This is a genomic window from Methylobacterium sp. AC315 (assembly GCF_979253755.1).
The window spans coordinates 294,849-319,831 of record NZ_CEEDEA010000004.1 but is presented as its reverse complement, the minus strand read 5'-3'; the positions used below and the strand labels follow the sequence as shown (position 1 = coordinate 319,831).

General features: G+C 70.9%; 22 protein-coding genes. 5 read left to right on the top strand and 17 right to left on the bottom strand.

What is annotated here, in order from left to right; translation table 11 throughout:
- Positions 1-14 precede the first annotated feature (14 nt).
- The gene (locus AC0IY0_RS09275; RefSeq protein WP_147909959.1) at positions 15-266 is read right to left on the bottom strand and encodes a hypothetical protein; all 252 of its coding nucleotides are present in this window, start codon (positions 264-266) and stop codon (positions 15-17) included.
- Complete coding sequence (locus tag AC0IY0_RS09270) at positions 263-1,393, bottom strand: S1C family serine protease (protein ID WP_419829575.1); 1,131 nt, start codon at positions 1,391-1,393, stop codon at positions 263-265. The genes AC0IY0_RS09275 and AC0IY0_RS09270 overlap by 4 nt, the downstream gene beginning before the upstream one ends.
- A gap of 443 nt (positions 1,394-1,836) precedes the next feature.
- On the opposite strand from AC0IY0_RS09270, the gene AC0IY0_RS09265 reads away from it, so the two are divergent.
- A complete protein-coding gene (locus AC0IY0_RS09265; protein WP_147909957.1) occupies positions 1,837-2,052 on the top strand; it encodes a hypothetical protein in 216 nt (71 codons plus the stop codon).
- A gap of 319 nt (positions 2,053-2,371) precedes the next feature.
- Positions 2,372-2,644 (top strand): DUF1640 domain-containing protein, encoded by a 273-nt coding sequence (locus AC0IY0_RS09260; RefSeq protein WP_471763659.1) that lies wholly within the window; start codon positions 2,372-2,374, stop codon positions 2,642-2,644.
- 64 nt (positions 2,645-2,708) lie between these two features.
- Here the strand turns inward: AC0IY0_RS09260 and AC0IY0_RS09255 are convergent, their stop codons facing one another.
- Positions 2,709-6,146 carry an SbcC/MukB-like Walker B domain-containing protein gene (locus tag AC0IY0_RS09255; protein WP_471763658.1) on the bottom strand — a complete coding sequence of 1,146 codons (3,438 nt, stop codon included), beginning with the start codon at positions 6,144-6,146 and terminating at the stop codon, positions 2,709-2,711.
- A gap of 172 nt (positions 6,147-6,318) precedes the next feature.
- Between AC0IY0_RS09255 and AC0IY0_RS09250 the strand changes: the two genes are divergently transcribed.
- Complete coding sequence (locus AC0IY0_RS09250; RefSeq protein ID WP_147909964.1) at positions 6,319-7,995, top strand: methyl-accepting chemotaxis protein; 1,677 nt, start codon at positions 6,319-6,321, stop codon at positions 7,993-7,995.
- Positions 7,996-8,166: 171 nt separating this feature from the next.
- On the opposite strand, the gene AC0IY0_RS09245 is transcribed toward AC0IY0_RS09250, so the two are convergent.
- From AC0IY0_RS09245 to AC0IY0_RS09200, 10 genes are all read right to left on the bottom strand, one after another.
- Positions 8,167-8,793, bottom strand: a complete 627-nt coding sequence (locus AC0IY0_RS09245) for a DUF4194 domain-containing protein (protein WP_147909955.1) — start codon at positions 8,791-8,793, stop codon at positions 8,167-8,169.
- A complete protein-coding gene (locus AC0IY0_RS09240) occupies positions 8,786-10,156 on the bottom strand; it encodes a Wadjet anti-phage system protein JetA family protein (RefSeq protein WP_419829578.1) in 1,371 nt (456 codons plus the stop codon). The genes AC0IY0_RS09245 and AC0IY0_RS09240 overlap by 8 nt, the downstream gene beginning before the upstream one ends.
- 34 nt (positions 10,157-10,190) lie before the next feature.
- Positions 10,191-10,607: an FKBP-type peptidyl-prolyl cis-trans isomerase gene (locus tag AC0IY0_RS09235; RefSeq protein ID WP_007569323.1), complete on the bottom strand. Its 417-nt coding sequence runs from the start codon at positions 10,605-10,607 to the stop codon at positions 10,191-10,193.
- A gap of 183 nt (positions 10,608-10,790) precedes the next feature.
- Positions 10,791-13,274, bottom strand: coding sequence for a methyl-accepting chemotaxis protein (locus AC0IY0_RS09230; protein WP_471763657.1), 2,484 nt, complete (start codon positions 13,272-13,274; stop codon positions 10,791-10,793).
- Between the two features lie 503 nt (positions 13,275-13,777).
- Positions 13,778-15,211 (bottom strand): carbohydrate porin, encoded by a 1,434-nt coding sequence (locus tag AC0IY0_RS09225; RefSeq protein ID WP_471763656.1) that lies wholly within the window; start codon positions 15,209-15,211, stop codon positions 13,778-13,780.
- A 414-nt stretch (positions 15,212-15,625) separates the two neighbouring features.
- Positions 15,626-16,894: a bifunctional phosphopantothenoylcysteine decarboxylase/phosphopantothenate--cysteine ligase CoaBC gene (gene coaBC, locus AC0IY0_RS09220; RefSeq protein WP_471763655.1), complete on the bottom strand. Its 1,269-nt coding sequence runs from the start codon at positions 16,892-16,894 to the stop codon at positions 15,626-15,628.
- A gap of 49 nt (positions 16,895-16,943) precedes the next feature.
- The gene (locus AC0IY0_RS09215) at positions 16,944-17,666 is read right to left on the bottom strand and encodes a di-trans,poly-cis-decaprenylcistransferase (protein ID WP_147909350.1); all 723 of its coding nucleotides are present in this window, start codon (positions 17,664-17,666) and stop codon (positions 16,944-16,946) included.
- Positions 17,667-17,743: 77 nt separating this feature from the next.
- Complete coding sequence (locus AC0IY0_RS09210; protein WP_147857943.1) at positions 17,744-18,133, bottom strand: transcriptional regulator; 390 nt, start codon at positions 18,131-18,133, stop codon at positions 17,744-17,746.
- Positions 18,120-18,737: a hypothetical protein gene (locus tag AC0IY0_RS09205; protein ID WP_147909351.1), complete on the bottom strand. Its 618-nt coding sequence runs from the start codon at positions 18,735-18,737 to the stop codon at positions 18,120-18,122. The genes AC0IY0_RS09210 and AC0IY0_RS09205 overlap by 14 nt, the downstream gene beginning before the upstream one ends.
- 158 nt (positions 18,738-18,895) lie before the next feature.
- Positions 18,896-19,381, bottom strand: a complete 486-nt coding sequence (locus tag AC0IY0_RS09200) for a VOC family protein (RefSeq protein WP_147940690.1) — start codon at positions 19,379-19,381, stop codon at positions 18,896-18,898.
- Positions 19,382-19,463: 82 nt separating this feature from the next.
- Between AC0IY0_RS09200 and uvrB the strand changes: the two genes are divergently transcribed.
- Positions 19,464-22,223 (top strand): excinuclease ABC subunit UvrB, encoded by a 2,760-nt coding sequence (gene uvrB / locus AC0IY0_RS09195; RefSeq protein ID WP_471763654.1) that lies wholly within the window; start codon positions 19,464-19,466, stop codon positions 22,221-22,223.
- A gap of 11 nt (positions 22,224-22,234) precedes the next feature.
- Here the strand turns inward: uvrB and AC0IY0_RS09190 are convergent, their stop codons facing one another.
- Positions 22,235-22,453, bottom strand: a complete 219-nt coding sequence (locus tag AC0IY0_RS09190) for a hypothetical protein (RefSeq protein WP_147909354.1) — start codon at positions 22,451-22,453, stop codon at positions 22,235-22,237.
- 118 nt (positions 22,454-22,571) lie between these two features.
- A complete protein-coding gene (locus AC0IY0_RS09185; protein ID WP_471763653.1) occupies positions 22,572-22,937 on the bottom strand; it encodes a flavodoxin family protein in 366 nt (121 codons plus the stop codon).
- A 167-nt stretch (positions 22,938-23,104) separates the two neighbouring features.
- Here AC0IY0_RS09185 and AC0IY0_RS09180 point away from each other — a divergent pair, with 167 nt between their 5' ends.
- Entirely contained in the window at positions 23,105-23,638 is a 534-nt protein-coding gene (locus AC0IY0_RS09180) for an ankyrin repeat domain-containing protein (protein ID WP_471763652.1), read from the top strand.
- 302 nt (positions 23,639-23,940) lie between these two features.
- Here the strand turns inward: AC0IY0_RS09180 and AC0IY0_RS09175 are convergent, their stop codons facing one another.
- Both AC0IY0_RS09175 and AC0IY0_RS09170 read right to left on the bottom strand, forming a co-directional pair.
- Positions 23,941-24,405, bottom strand: coding sequence for a hypothetical protein (locus AC0IY0_RS09175; RefSeq protein WP_147940685.1), 465 nt, complete (start codon positions 24,403-24,405; stop codon positions 23,941-23,943).
- The gene (locus AC0IY0_RS09170) at positions 24,402-24,701 is read right to left on the bottom strand and encodes a hypothetical protein (protein ID WP_471763651.1); all 300 of its coding nucleotides are present in this window, start codon (positions 24,699-24,701) and stop codon (positions 24,402-24,404) included. The genes AC0IY0_RS09175 and AC0IY0_RS09170 overlap by 4 nt, the downstream gene beginning before the upstream one ends.
- Positions 24,702-24,983: the final 282 nt, after the last annotated feature.

Genomic DNA, 24,983 nt, shown 5'->3' with positions numbered 1-24,983 from the left:
GCGAACCGCCGCCGTTATCGCCGCGCGCCGAATTCGGCGCCGACGCGGCCACCGATCCGCACCGTGGTGCCGTCACCCAGATCGTAGAACCCGCGCGGGGCCGTCGTCGGGGCGTGGGCCGGAACGTCGCAGCCGGGCGGCGGCGGCAGGCGGACACCCTCCGGCAGGTCCTCCGGGCAGAGGCGGGACCGCACCCGCGTCTCGGCGGCCTGCGCGATGCCGGCGGAGACCAGGACGAGCAGCACGAGGCCGGGCAGCCGCCTCACCGGCGGTTCTCCGCGACATCCGCGGTGGTGATGCGGACCTCCCGGATCCGGCCGCCGCGCACGACCTTCAGGTTGATGGCCGCGCCGAGGCCGGCCTCCTCGATCGCCGCGGTGAGGTCGGCCAGCCGGCGGATCGGCCGGTCCTCGGCCGCCACGATCACGTCGCCGAGATCGCCGGATTGCGGGTCGACGCCGCGCAGGCCGGCCTGGGACGCGGGCGACCCGGGCAGGACCCGCAGCACCACCACGCCGTCGATCCCCAGCCGGGCGGCGGCGGCCTCCTGGGCGGCGATGATGCCGATGCCGGGGTTGCGCACCCGCCCCACCCGGATCAGCTCCGGGACGACCCGGTTGACCACGTCCACCGGGATCGCGAACCCGATGCCGGCGCTGGCCCCCGATGGCGAGACGATGGCGGTGTTGACCCCGATCAGCCGGCCGGCGGAATCGAGCAAGGGGCCGCCGGAATTGCCGGGGTTGATCGCCGCGTCGGTCTGGATGACGCCGGATAGCTCACGCCCGGCGCTGGTCGGCATCCGCCGGCGCACGGCGCTGATCACGCCGGTGGTCAGGGTGTGGTCGAGGCCGAACGGGTTGCCGATCGCGAAGGTCGACTGGCCGACCTTCAGGTCCGCCGAGGTCCCGATCGCCAGGGGCGGCGGCATCTTGGCCACCCGCCCGAGCCGCAGGACCGCGAGGTCGTAGGACGGCGCCAGCCCCACCAGGGTCGCGGAGACCACCTCTCCGTCGCTCATCCGCACCGAAACCGAGCCGCCGGATTGCGCCGCGTTCTGCACGACATGCGTGTTGGTGACGACGTGGCCGGCCCCGTCCCAGACGAAGCCGGTGCCGGTCTGCGTGCCGCCCTGCTCGCCGCCCTCGTCGTCCGCGTCGAGCAGGTCGCGCCCGGTCGCGGCGCTCCGCGCGAAGACGTGAACGACCGAGGGGCTCGCTCGCTCGAACAGCGCGATCGTGGCAGATTCGGACTGGGCCAGATCGCCGCGTGCGGTCACCGCCCGCGGCGTCTCGGCCGCGTAGAGCAGCGCCTGCACGTAGGGTTGGGCGACGTAGAGCGCCAGCAGGACCAGGACCGCGGCGAGCACGATGCGCACGGTACGATCCGGCACGGGGGCGGTCTCCAGGTCAGGACGAGGCAGCGAAGGGGCGGCGGCGGGGCAGCGGCGCAGGACGCGCGGGGAAAGCCTTAAGTGCGCGTTCAGGATCGGGGCGTCAACACAGGGGAAGCACGGTCTCCGCCGGGGCCCTGACGTGTTCTGGCGCACCTCGGAGACTGGCGCGCATTGGCTAACGGAATGGTCATCAATCGGTGGCCACAATTCTCGCAAGTTCACGGCGGATCAGGCATGGCCGGTTTGGGCATGGAACAAGGCACCGCACCTTATCCTACGTAGTAGGACTAGATACTGGTGCCTGAAATGCCCAAATTAATCGCAAAGCTGCCGCAGAGATGCTTGCATTGACGCTCAGCCTCTCGGATCCCGCGGCACACCGGCTCGACCGGGCGGCGGGGATCTGAACGGTCCAAAACGGTTCGGAAGGACACGACATCATGGAAACCGAAGCTCTCGAACGCCCGGCCGATCTCACGATCTGGCGCACGGCCCCGGCGAGCGCCCCGCTGGCCCAGCCCGAGCGGTACGGCACCCTGCGCGAGGCGATCGCCGCCGCCGCGGGCGCCCTGACCGATCCGGCCAAGCAGCCCTGGATCATCACCGAGGAGGGCGAGATCCTCTCCCCGAACTGGATCCGCACCTACCTGAACTGACCGGTTCCAGCGGATCCAAAGTGGCTTTGCGCGAGGAGGGTCGACCTGCTGGGGTCGTCGCAGCGCAGAGCCCCGCCGATCGGCGGCGCCGTGACGAATTGCCGACCGGTCGTGCCGCGCCCGCCGGATGACGGCGAGGCGGTCGATCGATCCTGCCAAGGTCACGTCGCCCGTGCGCCAGCTCCGTTCGTATGCTGGACGAACGGAGCCTGAAGCTGCACTTCAGGCCAGCCTCTTCTCAAGAGTGCGAGCCGCGTCCGCGACAGCCGTTGCTTTCGACACCCTGCGGTTCGTCCGCACGCTCCGCGACAAGGCCAAAATGTCCTCGGAGCAGGCCGAAGGTCTGGCCGACGCCATCGCCGAGGCGATCCAGAACGATCTGGCGACCAAGACCGACATCGCCGCGGTCCGGACGGATATCGAGGCGCTGCGGCTCTCGACCAAGTCCGAGATCGAGGCGCTGCGGCTCGCCAACAAGGCCGCCCTCGCCGAGACGAAGGCCGAGATCGTCACATGGATGCTCGGCGCGATCGGGTTCCAGGCGCTGGTGATCGTCCGCGGCAGCGTGGCCCTGGCACGGGGCCTGCACTGAGCGAACCTGGGCGCGGCTCAGGAACAGCGGGGATATCGGGGATCGCAATCGGTACCCCGCCGGCTCACTCCGCGGCGTCGGAGTGGCGGAAGCCCTCGACCCCGACCTGCTCCGGGTTGATCGCGTGCAGCGCCCGGCGCGCCGCCTCCAACGGGTGCTCGGCCTCGATCCGCACCGACGTCAGATCCGGGCTCTTGTAGACGGTGACGATGGTGTCCATCACCTCGGTCAGCGTCGTGCGCTTGTCCTCGGGGGCGGCGATCAGCAGCTGCAATCCCCAGGCGCGGTAGAGATCGACCAGCGCCTGGCTGTTGCGCACGTCGAGCTTGGAGAACGCCTCGTCGAGGAGACAGAGGCCCAGGCCCGGATTCTCGTCGCCGGGCCGGTCGCCCGGATAGTAGGCGCTCGCCAGCGAAGCCGCGATCGCCACGTAGAACGGCGCCTGCGCCTCGCCGCCGGACCCGCGCAGCGCCCGCGCCGACATCGTCGTGCGGTTGCCGGCCGCGTCCTTCATGCCGATCTCGTACACGAAGTAGTTGCGGTAATCGGCGAGCCGGGCCGCATCCTCCTGGCCGGCGATCAGCGCGGTGATCTCTTCCAGCGCCGCCGCCATCGGCCCCTCGGTTTCGCCGGCCAGCAGCGCCTGCGCGGCCTCGGGGGAGCGGGCGGTCTCGGTGGCCAGGGCGTGGACGGCGGCGTAGCGCCGGTCCACCGCCGCCTCGAACGCGTAGGTCTGGCCGGTGAAGCTGCGCGCCGAGAGCCGCTCGTTCAGGGCGGCGAGCCGGGCATGGACCCGCTCGAACCGGTCGGCCAGGCGGGTCAGAAGATCCTCGGTCATGAGCCGGCGCATCTCGACCTCGGCCCGCTCGGCCTGGGCGCGGTAGCGGCGCAGCTCGTGGCCCTCGACGGCCTCGTATTCCTTGGAGACCCAGGCGTAGCCGTCGATCGCCGGGGCGTCGCCGGCGTTCAGCGGATTCTCGACCCGCCAGGCCGAGCAGGCCTCGGTCAGCTCGCGCTCGGCGACGCGCCCGTGCGAGCGGGCCGCCTCGGCGGCCTCCCGGGCGAGCCCGCGCTCTGTGGCGGCCCGTGTGCCCGCGGCCTTGGCGTCGAGGCCCGCGAGCGCACCCCGCGCCTGCGCGATCACGCCGATGCCGAACGTCTCGGAGCGGGCGAGGCGCACCCGCGCCGCGTCGCCGCCCATCGCCTGCCGCAGGGCTGAGCGCCGGGCCGCCAGCGCCGCGCGGGCGGCCTCGCGCACGGTCCCGAGGCGCCCCCGCAGCGCCGCCTCGTCGGCGAGCAGGCGGTCGAGCTTCGGTTCCAGATCGTCGGACAATTCCCGCAGGTAGCCGATCCGCTCGGTGGTCAGCGCGGCGATCTCGGCGGTGAGGCCGGCATTGTCGCGCTTCTCGATGCCCTCGCGCTCGGTCTGGAGCGTGCGCCGCCGCCCCTCCAGCCCGTCCAGCTCGCTCCGCAGGGTATCGACGTCGTCGAGGCCGCGCGCGATGCGGGCCCGGACCGCCGCGGCGGTGCGGGCGGCCTCGCGCAGGACCGCCGCCTCGCCGCGCAGCCGCCGGGCCTCCGCAACCGCGGCCTCGTGCGCCCTGCGGCTGTCCACCGTGGGCCCGCGATGGCCGCGGGTCATCAGCAGATCGACGCTGCGGGTCACCGAATAGGCCATGCCGGCCGTGGTCCGGCCGCTCGGCGCGACGGCGCGGGACAGGCGGGCGAGCTCGGCATCGTCCTTTGCCAGGTCGTAGCCCCCGAGCCGCACCCCCAAAAACGCCTCCGCGTGCGGGTCGCGGGTCTCGATCACGGTGAGCGGGCCGTCATCGTAGCGGCGCGCCCGCTGCTTCGCGGTGTCGGTGGTCTTGACCAGGATGCAGCGGTGGAACCGGTCGCGGCCCGATTGCAGGACGCCCAGCGCCTCGCTCAACCGGTCGGGCGCCACCACCAGGGCCTCGCGGGCGCGCCCGAGCAGGCCCTCCAGCGCGGGCCCCCAGGTCGGGTCGACGATCTCGGCCAGCTCGCAGATCGGCAGCGCGTCGATGTCGCGCCGGGCCAACTCCCCCCGGAACGCGACCGTATCGGAGGACAGGCGCGCCGCCGGGCCGGCGCCGGTGCGCGGCGCGGTGCGCTCGGCCTCGCTCTCCTGCGCGCGGGCCTTCAGGGCGGCATCCTCGGCCGCCCGCTCCAGGGCCTCGTCGAATTCCGGCAGGCGCCGCAGCCCGTCGATCAGGTCCGCCAGGGGCCCGTCCGGGCGCAGGATCTCGTCGGGCGAGGATTCCCGGCGCAGGCCGGCCCGGGCGCAGGATTCCGCGAGGCGGGCCGCCGGCGGGCAGGCCTGTCGCAGGATCGGGGCGACCGGCTGAAGCTTGCCCATCTGGCCGACCAGGCCGACGTGGTCGGCGATCCGGGTGGAGAGGTCCTTCCGGTCCCGCTCCAGCATCGACAGGCCCAGCGTCGAGGCGGCGAGCCGGCCCTCCGCGGCGCTGCCGGCGAGCAGGGCCTTCTTCTCGGCGATCTCGCCGTCGATCTCCCGGACGTGGCCGCGGCTCGCCGCGACCCGCTCCCGGGCGATCCGCAACGTGTCGGCACCCTCGCGCAGGCGCAGGCGGACCGCGACGAGGTCGAGGTTGCGGCGGCGCAGCTCGGCGCAGGCCGCCGCGAACTCGTGGGTGGCAGCGGCCAGCACCGCCTCGCCCCAGGCCTCGTAGCGGTCGCGCAGGCGCCGCAGCCGGGCGAGACGGCTCTCCAGTTCGCCGATCGTCTCGAGCAGGCGGCGCCAGTTGGCGATGGAGAGCCGCACCCGCTCGACGTCCAGGGGCTCCGGGTCGAGCACGAAGGCGCGCACGAAGGCGCTGGTGTCGAAGATCGGCTTGAACGCCACGGCGTTGGAGAAGCTGCGCAGGAAGTGCCGGGGCTCGGGGGAGGGCGCGCCCTCGCGCAGGGTCGCCAGGATGTCGGCGGTGAAGCGCTCGCCGGAGGTCCGGTACTCGGTGAAGCTCGCCGCCCGGGCGCGCAGATCCGCGGCGATCTCGCTCCACGGCGCCGTGAAGCTGCCGCCCGGTGCGGTGCGGGTATAGTCGGCGACCTCGAACCGGTGCCCGACCGCGATGAAGCGGGACAGCACGGTCTCACGCGGCTCCACCGCCCGGGCCGCCAGCGCCAGCCCGACCGTGACGGTGCGGCCCGAGGCGGGGTTCTCGAACACCAGGGCCAGCACGGTCTCGCAGGATTCCCGCGTCGGCCGTCCGCCCTCCGCCGGATCGCTGATCCAGCCCAGGCAATAGTCGCGCACCGTGCGGGCGCTGCGTCCGGAGGCCGAGGCGTTCAGCGCAAGCCGGCTGGCGTTGTTGCCGGCGAGCACCGTGCCGACCGCGTCGAAGATCGTGGACTTGCCGGCCCCCGTCGGCCCGACCAGGGCGGCGGCGCCCCGGAGGCGGATCTGCTCGCGCCGGATCAGGTACCAGTTCGAGATGGCGATGTCGGTGAGGACGTACACGATGTCGGGAGGCCGGGCCGCTGTCGGAAGGATGTTCGGACCAGTTGGCCGGGTTCGGCCGCGCATGCAAGCTTCGGCGTTCCCGGCGCCGAGCTGTCACCTCAACCGGGATTCGCAACTTGTCAGACAATTTCGCGCCTGTATCGTCCCGCCGGGGGGATCCATGAAAACCATGCGCACCAGTCTAAAGTTTACCTTGAGCGGCCTCTTCGCCCTGCTCCTCCTGGCCGCCACGCTTCAGGGCGGGTTCGCGATCCATCGGATGATCGCACTCGACCGCCAGCTCGCGACGCTGCTCGATCACGCGGTCCTGTCGATGAACGAGGCGCAGGCCATCGAGGCGCTGGTGATCCGGTCGCGGCTCACGCAGGTCCGCTTCGTCACCGCGATGGCCGAGACCGAGCGGCAGCTCACCGTCAAGGAGGTCGAGGGGCTGACCCGGGAGCGGAACGCCAAGGTCGAGGCCTATCGGACGCTGATCGCCTCGCCCGACGAGAAGGCCCGGTTCGACGACCTGCTCGCCAAGCTCAAGGTGCAGCACTACGACTGGGAGCGCCTGCGCGGCTTCACGCTCGAGCAGCGCGACCCGGCGATGTCGTATTTCCGCGGAGCGATGAACGGCCATTACGTCGCCGCCGCCGGAGCCGCGCACGCGCTGGCCGAGATGAACATCCAGGCCGGCGACGCGGCCGGGCGCAGCGCCCGCGGGAGCCAGGCCGAGGCGGTCCGCTCGACCGTGATCATGCTGGGCGTCACGCTGCTGATCGCCCTGGGGGCGACGCTCTACAGCTTCGTCGGCGTCTCGCGCCCGATCACCGTCATGACCCAGGCCATGCGCCGGCTGGCGGACGGCGACGTGCAGGCGGAGATCCCCTACGCGGCCCGCCGGGACGAGATCGGCGCCATGTCGGCCACCGTGGCGGTGTTCCGGCGGAACCTGCTGCATACCCGCACCCTCGAGGGCGAGGCGGCACGAGCCCGCGCCGAGTCCGAGACCCAGCGCCGGGAGGCGACGCGGACGCTGGCCGACCGGTTCGAGGGCGCCGTCGGCGGCATCCTCGGCTCGGTGACCGCGGCGGCGACTCGGTTGCAGGCCACCGCCCAGGGCCTGAACGCGACCGCGTCGCAGACCGCCGGCCGGTCGACCGGCGCGGCGGCGGCGGCCGAGCAGGCCTCCACCAACGTGACCACGGTGGCGGTGGCGGCCGAGCAACTGGGCTCGACGGTGGACGAGATCGGGCGCCAGGTCGGCGCATCGGCCGATCTGGCCCAGGCCGCCGTCCACGAGGCGGCCGCGACCGCGCAGCTGGTCCAGGCCCTGAGCACGGGGGCGCAGCGGGTCGGGGAAGTCGTGACGCTGATCTCCTCGATCGCCGACCAGACCAACCTGCTGGCCCTGAACGCCACCATCGAGGCCGCGCGGGCCGGGGAGGCGGGGCGCGGCTTCGCGGTCGTCGCCACCGAGGTGAAGGCGCTCGCGGCCCAGACCGCCCGGGCCACCGCCGAGATCGCGGCGCAGATCGGCCGGATCCAGGGCTCGACCGGCGAGGCGGTGCGGGCGATCGACGGCATCGCGGCCCGCATCCGCGACATCAGCGGGATGGCGACCGCGATCGCCGCCGCCGTGGAGGAGCAGGGCGCCGCGACCCAGGAGATCGTCCGCAACGTCACCCAGGCCGCCACCGGAACCGAGGCGGTGACCGCCAACGTCACCGGCGTGGCCGGCGCCGCAGCGGCGACCGGGCAAGCGGCCGGGCAGGTGCTCGATTCGGCCTCCGAGATGGCCCGGCAGGCGGCGCAGCTCGGCGAGGAGGTCGAGCATTTTCTGGCGACGGTGCGCGCGGCTTGAGACGCCGGGTTACCGTTTGCGCCGAGCCTCTTTCCCGGGCGCAGGCAGCGTGAGCGGCCGGCGATCCAGCGGGACGCGACGCGTCCGCGCGCAGCGACATGGCACCCCCTGACGGTCCAGGCGTCCGGGAACCGGGCGCGGTTCATCCGCCAGCGGTGCCGAGGTCCGCCCTCAGAGCTCCCCGGCTTCCGACCACGCCCGCAGGCGCTCCAGCCAGGCGTCGGAGGCCAGCACCGCGAGGCCCGGCAGCAGCGACAGCGGCGTGACCCGCTCGACCCGGTCGCGCTCGCCCATCCGCAGGCCCCCGCGCCGGGCGTAGAGGCGCAGGATGTCGGCGAGCCGGCCCTCTTCCGGGGGCTCGTTGCGGGCGACGGCCCGGATCTTCTCCACGATCTCGTCGGTGGTGCACGCGACGATCCCGTCCGTGCCGGCGCGGTTGTCGCGCAGGCCCTCCTCGTAGAGCAGCCGCAGCGCCAGCAGCACCAGGGTCTCGTCCTTGCGCAGGCGCTCGGAGGCGATGTCGTGCCGGGGCGCGTCGGCGGCGGGGCTCAGCGACACCATCTGGTCGCGGTGCGAGACCGTGAGCGCGTAGCCCAGGCAGGCGAAGTAATCGGTGAAGAACGGCGCGTAGTGCCGGGCCAGCTCGTAGGAGCGGCCGATGCCGGGCGTGTCGGCGTAGATCACCTGGCCCTTGAGCATCACCTGGAGGGCGCGGCACAGCTCCTCGGCGTCCGGAGCGCGGGCACCCGGCGGCGGCGGCTCGTCGCCGTCGATGATCGCGCGAAATCCCTCAAGCACCGGCACGCCGCTCCAGCAGGAAATCGGGACAGTCCAGCCAGCCGTTGGCCAGCCGCTCGGGCAGCCGGACCACCGCGTAGCGGTCGCGCAGCCGCGCGTCGAACAGCACCTCGATCTCGCGCAGGCGCTGGAACACCACGAAGTCGTCGACCCCCTCGATCGCGATCTGCGAGCCGCGCAGCGATACGGCCTTGCCGAGCCGCGCCTCGACGAAGGCCGTCATGGTCTCCGGCGTGACGGTGGTGCGGCGGCGGAACTCGGCCTTGGCGGCCGCGAAGGCATCCACCGCGGGGTCGTCGTCGATATCCGGCAGCGGTTCGACCTCGATGGCGCTGCGGCGGGCGCGCGGCGTCTGCAGGTGACCCTGGCCGATCGGCGGCCGGAGCAGCGACACCACCGGCGGCACCTCCGGCGCGACCTCGGCGGCGCCGACGGCGCGCAGCATCCCGGCGACCCGCTCGATCCCCGAAGGGTCCGGCCGGTCCATGGCATGGAGCGCGGCGCCGATCCGCCGTTCCAGGCGCGCCACCACGGCATCGACCGCGTCGAGATGGTTGTCGAGCCCCTCGAACACCGAGAGGATCTGGGCGAGATCGGCCCGGACCGCGCGCTGCGCGGTGTCGAGGTCGGGGCTGCGGCCCTCGCGGATCTGCCCCTCGGCCAGCGCCCGCACCGTGAGGGCGTCGCGCAGCGCCCGCCCGGCCTCGCGGACCACGCTGGCGCGAAACCGGAACGGATTGAACCGGGTGTGCAGCGTCCGGTAGTCGCTGATCAGGTGGCGTTCGACGAAATCCTCGAAGAACAGCCGGAAGGTCTTGGCCCGGTCGGGCTCGCGCAGGATCCGCTCCTCGACCTTGCGCATGCCGGCGGCGAGTCCGCGGACATGGGCCAGGAACGCGGCGGACGCCCGGGCGGCGTTGGACAGGGCCTCGGAGCGGTTGGCCGGATCGGAGACGGCGCTCTCCAGGCCGCCCAGCACCTCCAGCACCGCGCCGCCATACGAGCGGGTCTCGCCCCGCTCCAGGCGCGACAGCTCCTCGAGCAGGAGGCGTGCCTCCGGGTCGAACTCGGCCACCGGGACGTAGCGCTCGCGGCGCTCGAGCAGCCAGCCGGTCTCCAGGAGGCGCCGGTAGAGGGCGTTGCGGCGTTCGGCCGGATCCGCGGAGATCGGCTCGTCGCCCAGGATCTCGGGGTCGCTCCAGCCGGCGGCGAAATCGCCGATCTCGGCGAGCAGCTCGGCCTTGCGCACCGGCTCCGCCCCGAGGACGCGCCGGTGCAGGTGCAGCAGCAGGGCCGCGTTGAAGCCCCGGCTCGGCGAGGCCAGCGGCTTGAACAGCTCGTCGGGCAGCTGCGCGAACAGCATTGTCTCGGAGTCTCGCGCTCGCGCAGCGGTCAGACTACTTCGCGCCGAGGAGTTCGACGTCGAAGATCAGCGTGGCGTTCGGCGGGATCACGCCGCCGGCGCCCCGGGCGCCGTAGCCCAGCTCCGGCGGGATGATCAGGGTGCGCTTGCCCCCGGTCTTCATGGTGGCGACGCCGAGATCCCAGCCCTTGATCACCTGGCCGGCGCCCAGCGGGAAGCTGAAGGGCTGGTTGCGGTCGCGGGAGGAATCGAACTTCTTGCCCTTCTTGCCACCCTCGTCGAGCCAGCCCGTGTACTGCACGGTGACCTGCTGGCCGGCCTTCGGCTCGGGCCCGGTGCCCACCACTTCATCCTGGTACTTCAGGCCCGAGGGCAGGGTGACGATCTCGGCATTCGCGGCTGCTGTCATGGCGATGAACGCGGCTCCGGCAATGAGGGACAGGCGAGGCATGGTATCTCCCTGGAGCCGGCGCCGTCCGCGCCGGCCGTCGGGGGGCCTTCTATCGACTCGAGCCGGTCCAGGCCAGGGAGGCGCGCGATCCGACGGATCGGGGTTCGGACGTGCGACGGGCGCGCCGTCCTGCGGCGGGTCGTCGGAGCGAAACCCGACAGCTTGGCTCCGCCCGGTGTCGGGTCAGGCGGCGATGTCGGCGGACGCGGTTTTCATGAGGTCCACGATGAGGTTGTAGGTTTCGGTCCAAGCGTCCCGAACCTCCGGCGTGAAGGCCGGGCCGAGCCCCTGCTCCAAGGTCCAGAGCAGGGCGGCGCCGACCGGCGCGAAATGGTCGTTCCTCGTGCCGTAGCCCACGTGACGCTGGCCGAGTTCCTGGACCCTGGCCGTCAGAGTCGCCGGTTGATCCAGATTGGCGACCGCGAGCCCGAGCATCGTCATCAGCTTCTTCTTCTGCGGGGCCATGTCGTCCGGAAACATGGAGCGGACCTGCGGGGCGATCTCGAACAGGCGTCCGTAGAACAGGTCGGCCGCCGTACCGGCGATCGGCCGGACCTTCTCGAAGCTGTCCCGCACGAGCTGGATCTGACGCGGCGCCATCGCGTAGACCGTACGCACGTTCATCAGGAAGCGGGTCACTTCCGCGGTGAGCTGCTCGGACTGGCGCGACAGGACCGAGGCCGACCCCAGGACCTGGTTCGCCGCCCGCCCGGCCTGCTCCACCGCCCCCGCCACGCCGACGATGTTGCTGGTCACCGCACCGGTGCCGGTCGCCGCCTGCCCGACATTGCGGACGATCTCCTGGGTGGCGGCGCCCTGCTCCTCAACCGCGGCGGCGATACTGGTCGACACGGCGCTGATTTCCTGGATCCGTCCGGTGATCGCGCCGATCGCCGAGACCGCCTGGCCCGTCGAGGTCTGGACGCGTGCGATCTGCCCGGAGATCTCCTCGGTGGCCTTGGCGGTCTGCTCGGCCAGCGCCTTCACTTCGGCGGCGACGACCGCGAAGCCGCGCCCGGCCTCACCCGCGCGCGCCGCCTCGATCGTCGCATTGAGCGCCAGCAGGTTCGTCTGGGCGGCGATGGACGAGATCAGCCCGACCACGTCGCCGATCCGCGCCACGGCGCTGCTCAACTCTTGTACCAGCGCCCCGGTCCGATCGGTCTCGCCCACCGCGCCCTGCGCGAGCTTGGCCGATCCATCGACCTGCCGGCCGATCTCCTCGACCGAGGTTCCCAGTTCCTCGGCGGCGGCCGCCACCGTGTTGACGTTGCTGGCGGCCTCCTCGGCTGCGGAGGCGACTGTGACGGCCTGGCCAGCCGTCCGATCGACCGTTGCGGTCAGGGTTTGTGCGGTGGCTTGCAGGTCCGTGGCGGAGACCGACACCTGTTTGATGATGCCGCCGACCGCGGTCTCGAACGACTCGGCCAAAGCCCGCATGCCGTCACGACGCTGCACCTCGGCGGACAACCGTTCCTGCACGGTCTCGGCCTCAAGCGCGCGGGTGCGGATCAGGTTGTCCTTGAACACCTGCACCGTCCGCGCCATCGCGCCCACCTCGGTGTTGCGGTCGCGCAGCGGCACCTCGACCGACGCGTCGCCGTCGGCCAGGGCCTGCATGGTCCCGGTCATCGTCCGGATCGGACGCAGCACCAAGCGGAACAGGGCGACCAGGCCGAGGGCGACGAGCAGCCCGGAGACCAGCAGCGCCGCCACGTTGCGCACCAGGACGCTGCGTGCATCCTGGGCCAGGGTCTCGGCGCGCGCGATCATCTCGTCGAGGGCGGCGTAGGCGAGGTCCACGAGGGTGGCCTGTTCCGGGGTGTCGAGCTTGCGCGCCTGCTGGAGCGTGATCCCCGGCGGCTGAGCTTGCGCCAAAGCTGTCGAGACCGCGATGCGCCGGTCGAGGGGCGCGCCCTCGAAATTGTTGGTGCGGGCCTTGTCGAAGGCCGCCCGGACGGTGCCCGAGAGGGTCGCCGACGTCTCCGCGGCAAGCTTCCACGTGGCGTCGAGCCGCCCCCGCTCCTCGGCGGCGGCGACAGTCTCGGCGGGCGACCAGGGCGTCCCGGCCGACAGGGATGTCTGGATCCGCAGCGCGATGGCGCCGAGCGCCATGCGGGTCGCCCAGGCCGAGCGCTTGAGGGCGAGATCGCGCTCCAGGACGGTATCGGAGCGCGGGATCGCGGCATCGACCGCATCCGTCGTCGCCGTCAGGGTGTCGAGCATGGCGAGGAAGGCCGTCTGCGCCTCCGCGGTGACGGAGGCGTCACGCTGGGCCTTCGACACCTTCAGGGCGTCATCCACCCGGGGGCGGAGGCGCTCGACACGCTCGCGGGACGCCTGAAGCTGACCGAGCGTCGCCCGGACGGAGGGCAGATCCAGGTCGCCCACCAGTGTCGTCGCGGCGGCGATGCCGGCGACCGCCCGCTGCCGCTCCGTGTAGAGCCCGGACAGGGTCTCGGCATCCATCGGCTGGCCGGCGGCCAGGAACTGCAGGGTGGCGCCCCGCTCCAGCCGCGTCGCGTACAGGGTCTGGAGCAGCGCGCGGCTCGCCCGCACGAGCGAGATACCCGCCTCGGCCTGGACAGCAGAAGCACGGGCTCCGATCAGCGCGGACGTTGCATAGGTGAAGATAATCAGACCCAAGACGAAGAGCACCACGCTCATCGTCATTCGGATCGAAATATTTTGCAGGCGGATCATCGCACAACTCCCGAAGCCCGGCGGTTGCGAGGTCATGTCTTACACCGCATCATTTGTCGAATGTTATGACAACGAGTCTGTTTGACCTCTCTCCAACCGATGTCGCGGGCTGACAATCGATACTCGAACTCATTCGTATCGGAACTGCATCCGTCGGAAAATTTTGGCGCCTTCGTTTCAATTGAAAGCTGTTTAACGGTGTATTTACGCTCGCAATCGCGCGGGTCACTGGTCATCGCGCCGGGGTGGGGCGTTTCGACCACGGCTCCGGGCCGGGCGCGATGACGGCGCGCGGCACGCCCCCCCCCCAGAGCCGCGCGGGCGACGAAGTCCGCGCAGGGCGTGCCGAGGGCTCACTCCCTCGTGTGGGGGAGGTGGGGGTGGGGGCGGTTCTGAAGGCGCGGCTCCGCGCGATCCGACGCATCCCCCATCCCCGGGCCCCTCCTCACGGGGGGCGTTCAAAGCACTCAGAAGGTGATCAACGAGGTCAGGCCGAACACCACGACGTCGGGCTTCTGCTCCGGCGTGGCCCGCCGGGTGATGTACTGGATGTTGGGTCGGACGACGATGTTGTCGGTCACCGCGATGCTGTAGAACGCCTCGACGAAGCGCTCCTGCCACGGCAGCCGCCGGTTGGTCCGGGTGACCAGGTTGCTCAGCTCGATGGCCTCGACCGCCCGGGGATTCGGGGTCGTCTGGCCGGCGCCGAAGCCGATCCAGTCGTTCGGACGCTCCGCGCACCAGCCCTTGTAGATGAACCCGCCCGTCACCTGGGCCGAGTAGATTGAGGTCTCCCGGTCACTGGCCACGGCCCGGACGAAGGCCGAGACGTTGCGGACGGTGTTGGCGGGATCCGGGCGGTAGACCTCCTGGACACCGACGAAATACAGGCCGTTCCGGCCGTCGTGATGCAGCGGCTGTCCCCGGTACATGGGAAACGGCAGGCGCCGGTCGTTCAGGTAGACGTCGTTGCCGCCACTGGTCTCGTGCCAGCCGCCGACCTTGTAGCTGCCGGCATAGCCCGCGCCGCCGACCTTCGGGAACCAGCCCGCCTCGGACAGGATCAGGGCGCCGGTGCCCTTGCTGAAGTTGAAGCTGAAGCCGTCGACGAGGTTGTCCGGATTGACCTGGTAGGCGCCGACCTGGACGTAGGCCGTATCCGCCGTGCCGACGCGCAGGCGGGTCGCCCATTGCCCGACCGGGTAGTTGTAGATGTAGTTGCCGGCGATCTTGCCGGTCGGGGCGCCGCACAGGGCGTTGAGCTGGAACTCGCAGGCGAAGCCGGCGAAGTCGTCGCTCGACGGCATCCGGCCGATCTTCAGGTCCACCCAGGGGCCGAACTTCTGATCGTACCAGAACTGGCTCAACCGCCAGATGCGGCTGCGGCCGTAGATCTCCTCGACGCTGGTCTGCGTGCCGAGATGCGCGTCGAGGGTCAGGTCGCGGCCGTGGCGGTGGGTGAGCGTGACCGCGCCGGACCCGCCCTCCAGGCCGAACATCTTCTCGAAATCGAACAGGCCCTTGGCGGTGAACTGGGCCGCTCCGCGCGCCAGCGTGCGATCCCCACCGGCCGCGTTCGTGGCGCCCTCGTAGACGTAGCCGAGGTTGAGCAGGATGCCGTGCTCCCAGAGCCGATCGCGGATACCGCCGAGATTGCCGAGCAGGCCGAATTTCGGGCCGATATTGCGCGGATCCACCGAGCCCACGGCGGGGCGGGTGTCCGGCGCGGGCGTCGAGGGCCGATCCAGCGGCAGGCGCTGCGGCGCATTCGGATCCGGCAGGATCGTCGATTCTTCCGTGTTTCGGGGCGCCGAGGGCTGTGCCTGCGCCAGTCCAACACAAGGACAGGCTCCGATGACCAGCAGAGCAGCCGCCCATCCCGATAGAAGTCTACGTTCCATGATCCATAACGCCCCCGAGCCGACAGTCTTCTGTTCGGCGCCGTGGACTTACACCATCGTAAAACCGCAAATTGCAAGTTTACAGAGACAGTTTGTATTTGTTTGAGCGAGGTCTATAATTCAATCTCAAGAACAGACTTAGAAAACCCGCCATATTTTGAGGACATAAAACAGATTTCAAATACCGACTGTTTTTTTAAATCGGGAGATCGATCGGGTTAATACGTGGGCAACCACATGATCGATCGTCCGATGTGAACGCCGTGTCCACATTCGCAACGTTCTTTGCTGGCTTCATCTTGGCCGGAAGCCAGCTTTGCGAAGCGCGAAGATCCACGAAACGGCCGAGGCTTCGCCGCCACACCCGCGGCGAAATCGGCTTCGCGCGGTCGATTCTGCGGGTCCGATGCCGCCTCAGCGAACCAGCAGGCCGGCCAGATGCGCGACCAGGCGGCGGGCGACCTCGTCCTTTCCGAGGCGCGGCCAGGTCTCCAACGCGCCGTCGCGGTGGATCAGGTGGACGGTGTTGTCGGTCCCGCCCATGACGCCGCCCGCGGCGGAGACGTCGTTGGCCACGATCAGGTCGCACCCCTTCCGGGCGATCTTGGCCCGGGCGTGGTCGAGCACCGTGTCGGTCTCGGCGGCGAAGCCGACCACCAGGGGGGGCCGCCCGGTCTCCAGATGCGCGACGGTGGCGAGGATGTCGGGGTTCTCGACCAGCGGCAGCGGCACCGGGCCGGCGCCGTCCTTCTTGATCTTCTTCGCGCCGGCTTCGGTCTCGGGGCGCCAGTCGGCCACCGCGGCCGCGAAGATCGCGATGTCGGCGGGCAGGGCCGCCTCGACCGCCGCCAGCATCTCCCGGGCGGTCTCGACCCGCACCACGCCGACGCCGGCGGGATCCGGGATCGAGACCGGCCCGGAGACCAGCGTCACGGTGGCGCCGGCCTCGGCGGCGGCAGCCGCGATCGCGTGGCCCTGGCGCCCGGAGGAGCGGTTGGCGAGGTAGCGCACCGGGTCGATCGGCTCGTGGGTCGGCCCGGAGGTCACGAGCACCCGACGGCCGGCGAGGGGGCGGGCGGGCGCGCTCCGGCGGCCCGACAGGAAGCCGAGGCCCGGGGCCCCGTCGCCCGCCGCGGCCAGCATCCGCTCGAGGGCGTCGGCGATCTCGTTGGGCTCGGCCATGCGGCCGGGGCCGGTCTCCGCCTCGGCCATCTTGCCGGCATTCGGCCCGACGAGGCGGATTCCGTCGCCCTCCAGGGTCGCGCGGTTGCGGCTCGTCGCCGGATGCGCCCACATCTGCACGTTCATGGCCGGCGCGATCAGGATCGGCAGGGTTGTGGCCAGCAGGATCGTGGTCGCGAGGTCGGCGGCGTGGCCGCCCGCCATCCGGGCCATCAGGTTGGCGGTCGCCGGCGCCACCACGACGGCGTCCGCCTGGCGGGCCAGCTTGATGTGGCCGATATCCGCCTCCTCGGCCCGGTCGAACAGGTCGGTATGGGCCCGCTCGCCCGCGAGCGCCGCGGCAGCGAGCGGCGTCACGAATTCCTGCGCCCCCGCGGTCAGCACCGGGCAGACGCTGGCGCCCCGCTCGCGCAGGCGCCGGATCAGGTCGAGGGCCTTGTAGGCCGCGATGCCGCCGCCGATGACGAGGAGGACGCGGCGGTTGGCGAGCGTTTCAGTCATGACGGAAAGCCTCTGCCTGAGCCGGCGCGCCCGTCAAGCGGGCCGGGGGTCAGGCCGCCGCCGGGACCGCCGGCGCCTTCAGGCCGCCGAAGCGGCGGTCCCGGCGGGCGAAGTCGGCCGTCGCCGCGGCGAGGTCGTCGGGGCCGAAATCGGGCCACATCCGATCGGTGAAGTGGAGTTCGGCATAGGCCGCCTCCCACAGCAGGAAATCCGACAGGCGCTGCTCGCCGCCGGTGCGGATCACGAGGTCCACGTCCACCGGCGAGCCGTGCATCTGCCCGGCCACCAGCGCGCCGAAACTCTCGCGGGAGGCGTCGCCGCCCTGGAGCGCCTGCGCCGCCGCGATGATGGCGTCCCGCGCGGAATAGTCGACGCAGATCCGCAGGTGCAGGCGGGTGCCGGCCGCCGTGGCCGCCTCGGCGGCCGCGATCGCCTCCGGGATGCCCCGGGGCAGGCGGTCGCGCCGGCCCACGACGCTGAGCCGGGTGCCGGTGCGGGCGAGCCGCTGGGTCTCGTTGCGCAGGTAGGAGCGCAGCAGCCGCATCAGGCCGCCGACCTCGTCGTCGGGGCGCTGCCAGTTGTCGGCCGAGAAGGCGTAGAGCGTGAGCGTGCCGATGCCGAGATCCGGGCAGGCCTCGGCGGTGCGCCGGATCGCCTCGACGCCGCGATGGTGGCCCGCCAGACGCGGCAGGCCGCGCTGCGTCGCCCAGCGCCCGTTGCCGTCCATGATGATCGCGGCGTGCAGCCCCCCCGGCCCCGCTTCGCTTTGCATCGTAAAGTCTCCCGGCATGGGCGTATCGCTGAGGTTTATTCGGTTTGCGTTGACAGTCTCTGCGCGATCCGGCGTTCTCAGGCCGGTTTCGTGGCCGGATCGAGGCCGCGCACCCCGCCGTCCGGACTTCGCTCGGCCGCCGCCGCCGCGTCGCGCACCACCTGCTCGAGCACGCCGAGATAGAAGATGAAGCGCCGGCGCCCGGTCGGCGTCATCCGGCACACCGTCTGCGTCCGGTTGAGCGAAAACCCCTTCTCGAGGCTCACCAGGTCGGCCTCGCTGAGCACGGCCAGGTGGCGGCTCAGGTTGCCGTCGGTCAGCCCGCACAGGCGCTTGAGGTCGGGGAACGGCAACCCCTTGGGATGGGCCACCAGGGAGGTGAGCACGCTGAGCCGCGCCCGCTCGTGGATGATCCGGTCCAGCCCCTCGTAGGAGAACCGTCCGTCGTCGCGGTCAGAGGTCATCATCGAAGGCCCGGGCGCCGCGATGGATGAGGCCGGCCAGCCAGATCTGGCCGACCACGAAGGGAAGTCCCATGGTCCAGGGCGACAGGGTGCGGGTCTCGGCCGCGAACGCCAGCGCGGCGAGGCCGGTGAGCAGGTACCAGGCGCCGACGCCCTGGACCGCCCGGGGCAGGATCCGCGCCGAGGCGAACAGGCCGAGCCCGACCAGCACCTGCCACAGGCCGGGCAGCATCCAGACCTCTTCCGGAGCGAAGCGGGCGATCACCAGGGCCAGGCACGCCCCGGTGCCGGCGGCCGGCATGAACACCTCGATGGCGTTCCACACCATCGCGTCGGCGAGGCCGGAATGGAGCCGGCGGCTGCGCCGGACCGCCTCGACCCCGATCAGCGCGAACGCCACCAGGGCGGCGCCGATCCACAGGCCGAAGAACAGGGCCGGCCGGGCCGACGGATCGCCGAGCCACAGGGCTTGGCCCACCGCGCAGGCGAGCGACAGGCCGCCGGTGCCCGCCACGGTGGCGGCGCCCAGGCCGCGGAACGCGGTATCGCGGGCGATCTGCGACCGGATCGCCACGATGTCGGCCAGCGCCTTGTCCAGGTCCTGCATGAGCTTCAGCCCCCGCCCTGCATCATGCTTTGCGCCGCAAAGTACCGACGGGCTCCGGTCGCCGCAAGCCAATTCACCGGGTGATGGGACCGAATTTTCTCAGCATCGACCGGTCCGGTCCAGGCCAAAGCACGGTGAATTCTACCTAAGAGTTGTAATTATCCATCTTCGCGGCGAAGAGCATCGAGATCGAGCGGGGCCGTGACCATCCGCAGGGCGCCGTCCGGAGCGCGGGGCCACTCCGCCTCCGGCCGGTCCCGGTAGAGCTCGACGCCGTTCCCGTCCGGGTCGCGCAGGTACAGGGCCTCGCTGACGCCGTGGTCGCTGGCGCCGTCCAGGGGGATGCCGGCCGCCTCGACCCGGCGCAGGGCATCCGCCAGGGCGGCCCGGGTCGGGTAGAGCAGGGCGAGATGGTACAGGCCGGTGGTGCCCGGGGCCGGCGGCAGGCCGCCGAGGCTCTCCCAGGTGTTGAGCCCGATATGGTGGTGGTAGCCCCCGGCCGCGACGAAGGCGGCGCGCGTGCCGAAGCGCTGGGTCAGGCCCAGGCCGAGGATCCCGCAATAGAACCCGAGCGCCCGGTCCAGGTCGGCCACCTTGAGGTGGACGTGCCCGATGCGGGTCTCGGGATGGATCGGTGCGGTCATCGGCGGGCCTCATCCGGGAAAGCGTGAAAACTCCGCGCGGCCGAGGGTTTCTCGCGGCGCGTGCGGGGCCCATATTGGACCCATGCCCGCTCCGAAGAACACGCCCGCTCCGAAGAAGCCGCGCGCCGTATCCGTCTCGGCCTCGTCGGCCAAGGCGTCGAAGCCCGAGCTGAAGCCGCTCGACACCTACCTGGCGGAACTGCTGAACCCGGCGCTGAACCGCAACCGGCCGCCGCCGATCGCGGCGGAGCTGGAGAAGCCGCCTCCGGGCAAGCCCAAGGGACGGCCCGCCAAGGAGTCGACCGGCAAGGCGGCCACCCGCAAGGTCGAGATCGCCCGCGACGGCTTCGCCGAGGCGGCCCAGGCCGGCTACGCGCTCGGCGACGCGGCCGAGGTCGATCCGCGCCTCGCCCAGGCCCTGGGGCTGACCCCGCCCGAGGACGGGCCCGTGCCCGCGGGCGCAGAGCTGCCGGATCCGGGCGGCGACGGCGGCGCCTCCGCGACCGTGACGGCGCTGGAGCGGCTGCTCATCGAGGGCAACCCGCTGTTCAAGGACGGCCAGACCTGGGTGCCGCACCGGCCGGACCGGCCGCAGAAATCCGAGGGCGGCCTCCGGTTCACGCTGAAATCCGAGTTCGAGCCGGCGGGCGACCAGCCCACCGCCATCGCCGAATTGGTGAAGGGCGTGCAGGCGCACGAGCGCGACCAGGTGCTGCTGGGCGTCACCGGTTCGGGCAAGACCTTCACGATGGCCAAGATCATCGAGCAGACCCAGCGCCCGGCGCTGATCCTCGCCCCGAACAAGACCCTGGCGGCGCAGCTCTACGGCGAGTTCAAGTCGTTCTTCCCGGACAACGCCGTCGAGTATTTCGTTTCGTATTACGATTACTATCAGCCCGAGGCGTATGTCCCGCGCTCCGACACGTTCATCGAAAAAGAATCGTCGATCAACGAGCAGATCGACCGGATGCGCCATTCGGCCACCCGCGCCCTGCTGGAACGGGACGACGTCATCATCGTCGCCTCGGTTTCGTGCATCTACGGCATCGGCTCGGTCGAGACCTACACGGCGATGTCGTTCACCGTGACGCTGGGTGAGAAGATCGAGCAGCGCCAGCTCGTAGCCGACCTCGTGGCCCTCCAGTACAAGCGGATCCAGGCGGATTTCGCCCGCGGCACCTTCCGGGTGCGGGGCGATTCCATCGAGCTGTGGCCGGCCCACCTGGAAGATCGCGGCTGGCGGATCGGCATGTTCGGCGACGAGATCGAGTCGATCGTCGAGTTCGACCCGCTCACCGGCAAGAAGATCGCCGAGCTGAAATTCGTGAAGGTCTACGCCAACTCCCACTACGTCACGCCGCGGCCGACGCTGCAGCAGGCGATCAAGGGCATCAAGAACGAGCTGAACGGCCGGATCGAGGAATTGACCAAGATGGGCCGGCTGATCGAGGCCCAGCGCATCGACCAGCGCTGCACCTTCGACATCGAGATGATCGAGGCCACCGGCGCCTGCAACGGCATCGAGAACTATTCCCGCTACCTCACCGGCCGCCGGCCCGGCGAGCCGCCGCCGACCCTGTTCGAGTACCTGCCCGACAACGCCCTGGTGTTCACGGACGAGAGCCACGTCACCGTGCCGCAGATCGGCGGCATGTACCGGGGCGACTTCCGCCGCAAGGCGACCCTGGCGGAGTACGGCTTCCGCCTGCCGTCCTGCCTGGACAATCGGCCGCTGCGCTTCGAGGAATGGGACGCGATGCGGCCCCAGACGGTCCACGTCTCGGCCACCCCCGGCAAGTGGGAGATGGAGCGCACCGGTGGCGTCTTCGCCGAGCAGGTGATCCGCCCCACCGGCCTGGTCGACCCGGTGATCGAGATCCGCCCGGCGCGCGCGCAGGTCGACGACCTGCTGGGTGAGGTCAAGGCGGTCGCCCTGGCCGGCTACCGGACCCTCGTGACCACGCTGACCAAGCGCATGGCCGAAGACCTCACCGAGTACCTGCACGAGAACGGCGTGCGGGTGCGCTACATGCACTCCGACATCGACACCCTGGAGCGGATCGAGATCATCCGCGACCTGCGGCTCGGCGCCTTCGACGTCCTGATCGGCATCAACCTGCTGCGCGAGGGCCTCGACATCCCGGAATGCGCCCTGGTCGCCATCCTGGACGCCGACAAGGAGGGCTTCCTGCGCTCGGAGACCTCCCTGGTCCAGACCATCGGCCGGGCCGCCCGGAACGCCGACGCGCGCTGCATCCTGTACGCCGATTCCATCACCGGCTCGATGGAGCGGGCGATGGCCGAGACCGAGCGGCGCCGCACCAAGCAGCTCGCCTACAACGAGGAGCACGGCATCACGCCCCAGAGCGTGAAGCGCGGGATCAGCGACATCCTCAACAGCGTCTACGAGCGCGACCACGTCCAGGTCGATACCGGCCTGGCCAAGGACGCGATCACGGTGGGCCACAACCTCAAGGCGGTGCTGGCCGACCTGGAGAAGCGGATGCGGACGGCCGCCGCCGATCTCGACTTCGAGGAGGCCGCGCGCCTGCGCGACGAGCTCAAGCGTCTCCAGGCGACGGAGCTGCTGGTCTCGGACGACCCGATGGCCCGGCAGGGCGACGTCGAGCGCGAGGCCGGCAAGTACGGCCGCAAGGCGCCGCGCGGCGCCGGGGCGACCCGGATCTCGAAGCCGGAACTCGACAACATGGGCCCGGGCACCGACCGCGAGATGCCGGCGGGGGCGGTGGCCTGGCAGGAGCGGCCCAAGCCGCGCTCGACGCAGGGCCTCGGCGGCCAGAAGCCGAAATACAAGGGCGGGGGCGGCCGCAAGCGCGGCTGACCGCGCCGGTTTCAGGCGGCCCGGTCGTCCCGGCCGGCATAGCGGCTCGCCACCGCCTCGCCCTCGTCGACCAGCGCCTCGGCGATCCGGAGCGCGAGGGCGTCGCAGGCCTCGTCGTAGGCGTGGGGATCCGCCTGCACGGCCGCCCGCGTCACCGCGCCGACCCGGTCGCGGACGATGTCGCGGGCGATGCGCAACGCATCGGCGAAGGGCTCATAGGGGCGCGGCATGCTCGCTCCGGCGACGGATCGGGCCGTCACGGCCCGGGTGGCGGCTGCAACGAGCATCCGGGGGAAAACGTTCCCGCCTGGTGCTGGGCGTCTTCGCATGCCGGGCCAGACCAGGGCTTCACGCCCCTTGTCCGGAATTTGTGAACCCGGCGGCGATCTTGCCCTTCCACGGATAACCCTTGGCCATCACCCGGTTCGAAGTCGATTCCTGGAACGTTTTGAACGCCGCGGACGGCCCGGCCACATACGTCGGGGTGCCGAAGATGATGGCTGGGGCGGCCTCCAGCACGGCCCAGGACCGCTCCACGTCTGCGACGGGCAAAATCAGGGCGTCGGCACCTTCGACGAGCCTCACCCCCTGTGCCACAGCCTCGGCCTGGCGGGCCGTGTGGCCGTAGCCCGAGTGGAATACGATGGCGATCCGCATGGATCCGGCGGCCGCCGCCGGATCCTCACGACGCTCCGTCACGCGAATGTCGACCATGATCCCCCCTGTCAGTCCGGTCCCGGATGACATGACAAGGAAGCCCCGCCCGGTGTGACATGCGCGTGAGTCCGGCAACGACCCTTTCATGAAGCGCGTTTCGGCCGGCGCTGGACAGGGGCACGGTCCCGTCCCAGATCGGCCCTGGTTGAAGCAGGCGAACGACGATGACCTCCGAGACGAACACGCCCCCGCCCCTCGACGACGCGACCCTGGCTTTCGCGGGCCGGGTCTTCCAGTTCGCCCGGATGGGCCACGCCGACGAGCTGGCGGAGCTGTTCGGGCAGGGGCTCCCGGCGAACCTGCGCAACGACAAGGGCGACAGCCTGCTGATGCTCGCGGCCTATAACGGCCAAGCGGACGCCACCCGGGTGATCCTGGAGGCCGGCGGCGACCCGGAACTCGCCAACGATCGCGGCCAGACGCCTCTGGCCGGCGCCGCGTTCAAGAACGACCTCGCCGTCGCCCGACTGCTGCTCCAGCACGGCGCCGCGGTGAACGGCACCGGCACCGGCAGCCGCACCGCCCTGATGACCGCGGCGATGTTCGACCGCACCGAGATGGTGGCGCTGCTGCTGGAGCACGGCGCCGACCCGGACTTTCGCGATGCCGCCGGCCAGAGCGCCGCCGACATGGCCCGGGCCATGGGCGCCCAGGCGACCCCGGGCCAGCTCGACGCGGCGGCACGGAAGACGGGGTGAGGGATCAGGGATTTTTCGACGAAGGGGGCCGACGGGACGACCGCCATGCTCTGCGCGCGCAACGTCACACAGGGCTCGACGGAAGGAAGCGGGATCGTTCGTCGAGGGCGGCAGATAGGTAGGCGGCGGAGTCCTCCGGCGTACGCAGATACGTCGAAACGTCGAAGGGCCGGGTGGGAGTCTCGGGATCAGCCAAGAGCGGCCTTCGCGAACCGTCTACGCGCCTTCGTGAAAGTGGCCAGCGAAGCATGAACAAGACGCGACACCGAACCTGCCTGCCGTTCGCTTGTCCCGACCAATCTTCACGCCGACCGTTGCTTTAACAAAAGCTGGATCGCCAAGGCCACGCGATCCCGTGCGGTCGCCGAGCCGAGCTTTGCCATACCTTCTTCGGCCAGTGAAATGACTGCCAGAGCATCGGCACGGGTGACGCGATGCGTCGGGTCGTAATCCGCACTGTGTCGCTGAAGCATGAGCCCCTGGAAGATGTCTCCGACCTGAATCAGCTCGGGAGGAAATCCGAAGGTGCGCAGCTGTCTGCAGGCCTTCTTGACGTCCCCGTGATTCAGGGCGCGATACGCGTGTCGCCAGGCCTTGTCGGGCCGAGCCCGTCCCGTTCCGACAAGCCGGTCCGCACATTCTTTCGCGAGCGCATGGAAGAGCGCGTAATAGGCCGAGCTGATCGCGCGCTTGAGGTCCGACTGCCGCGGCTTGCCGGGACTCGCCCGCGCCAACCGCCGTGCAGTCCCGAGCAACTCCCGGCTCATCGCCGGCTGCGCGGCTCAGGCATGGCGTCCGGGACCTTGTGCCGTATGTAGCCGAAGCGCGGCTCTTTCAGTTCGAAGAGCGTGTCATTCAGTTTTGTGAGAGCCCCGGACGCGACCTTGAAATCGGGCTCGGCTTCGGGATCCCGATAATGGACGTTGACGAGGATGACGGGATCGCCATCGGCATCCTCGGACTCCGTGACTTCAACCTCGCTGACGCCGAAGCGGCCGAGCTCTTGCCACACGACGGCTTCGATCGCGGCCCGAAGCGTGGGGGAGATGTCCGCACCGATCATGTCTGCGCCCTGCCGCGCATGAGAAACATCCCGGCTCGAAACGCACGTCGGACCGAAGACGAGGATAGCATAGACCGTCGGCGCTCGCTGTCGATCTCTTTCTAAGTGAGTCGATGTACCCAGGAAGTCGAGCCGACCTCGGATCCCAAGCTTTCCAGACACTCCGCTGCCCGGATCGCGTCGAGGACGCAAACCCGGTGCGTCGGCTCCAACGTCGAGGGGGGACGACACGACGGGCGCCGGAAACTCTCGCCCGGGACGGCAGCGGCACGGGATGCGCAG

Excerpts from the sequence above, each read along its gene's own strand:
- AC0IY0_RS09265 (WP_147909957.1), top strand. The coding sequence starts at position 1,837 with ATGGAAACCGAAGCTCTCGAACGCCCGGCCGATCTCACGATCTGGCGC.
- AC0IY0_RS09260 (WP_471763659.1), top strand. The coding sequence starts at position 2,372 with ATGTCCTCGGAGCAGGCCGAAGGTCTGGCCGACGCCATCGCCGAGGCG.
- AC0IY0_RS09250 (WP_147909964.1), top strand. The coding sequence starts at position 6,319 with ATGCGCACCAGTCTAAAGTTTACCTTGAGCGGCCTCTTCGCCCTGCTC.
- AC0IY0_RS09240 (WP_419829578.1), bottom strand. The coding sequence starts at position 10,156 with ATGCTGTTCGCGCAGCTGCCCGACGAGCTGTTCAAGCCGCTGGCCTCG.
- AC0IY0_RS09235 (WP_007569323.1), bottom strand. The coding sequence starts at position 10,607 with ATGCCTCGCCTGTCCCTCATTGCCGGAGCCGCGTTCATCGCCATGACA.
- AC0IY0_RS09230 (WP_471763657.1), bottom strand. The coding sequence starts at position 13,274 with ATGAGCGTGGTGCTCTTCGTCTTGGGTCTGATTATCTTCACCTATGCA.
- AC0IY0_RS09225 (WP_471763656.1), bottom strand. The coding sequence starts at position 15,211 with ATGGAACGTAGACTTCTATCGGGATGGGCGGCTGCTCTGCTGGTCATC.
- coaBC (WP_471763655.1), bottom strand. The coding sequence starts at position 16,894 with ATGACTGAAACGCTCGCCAACCGCCGCGTCCTCCTCGTCATCGGCGGC.
- AC0IY0_RS09215 (WP_147909350.1), bottom strand. The coding sequence starts at position 17,666 with ATGCAAAGCGAAGCGGGGCCGGGGGGGCTGCACGCCGCGATCATCATG.
- AC0IY0_RS09210 (WP_147857943.1), bottom strand. The coding sequence starts at position 18,133 with ATGATGACCTCTGACCGCGACGACGGACGGTTCTCCTACGAGGGGCTG.
- AC0IY0_RS09205 (WP_147909351.1), bottom strand. The coding sequence starts at position 18,737 with ATGCAGGACCTGGACAAGGCGCTGGCCGACATCGTGGCGATCCGGTCG.
- AC0IY0_RS09200 (WP_147940690.1), bottom strand. The coding sequence starts at position 19,381 with ATGACCGCACCGATCCATCCCGAGACCCGCATCGGGCACGTCCACCTC.
- uvrB (WP_471763654.1), top strand. The coding sequence starts at position 19,464 with ATGCCCGCTCCGAAGAACACGCCCGCTCCGAAGAAGCCGCGCGCCGTA.
- AC0IY0_RS09190 (WP_147909354.1), bottom strand. The coding sequence starts at position 22,453 with ATGCCGCGCCCCTATGAGCCCTTCGCCGATGCGTTGCGCATCGCCCGC.
- AC0IY0_RS09185 (WP_471763653.1), bottom strand. The coding sequence starts at position 22,937 with ATGGTCGACATTCGCGTGACGGAGCGTCGTGAGGATCCGGCGGCGGCC.
- AC0IY0_RS09180 (WP_471763652.1), top strand. The coding sequence starts at position 23,105 with ATGACCTCCGAGACGAACACGCCCCCGCCCCTCGACGACGCGACCCTG.
- AC0IY0_RS09175 (WP_147940685.1), bottom strand. The coding sequence starts at position 24,405 with ATGAGCCGGGAGTTGCTCGGGACTGCACGGCGGTTGGCGCGGGCGAGT.
- AC0IY0_RS09170 (WP_471763651.1), bottom strand. The coding sequence starts at position 24,701 with ATGATCGGTGCGGACATCTCCCCCACGCTTCGGGCCGCGATCGAAGCC.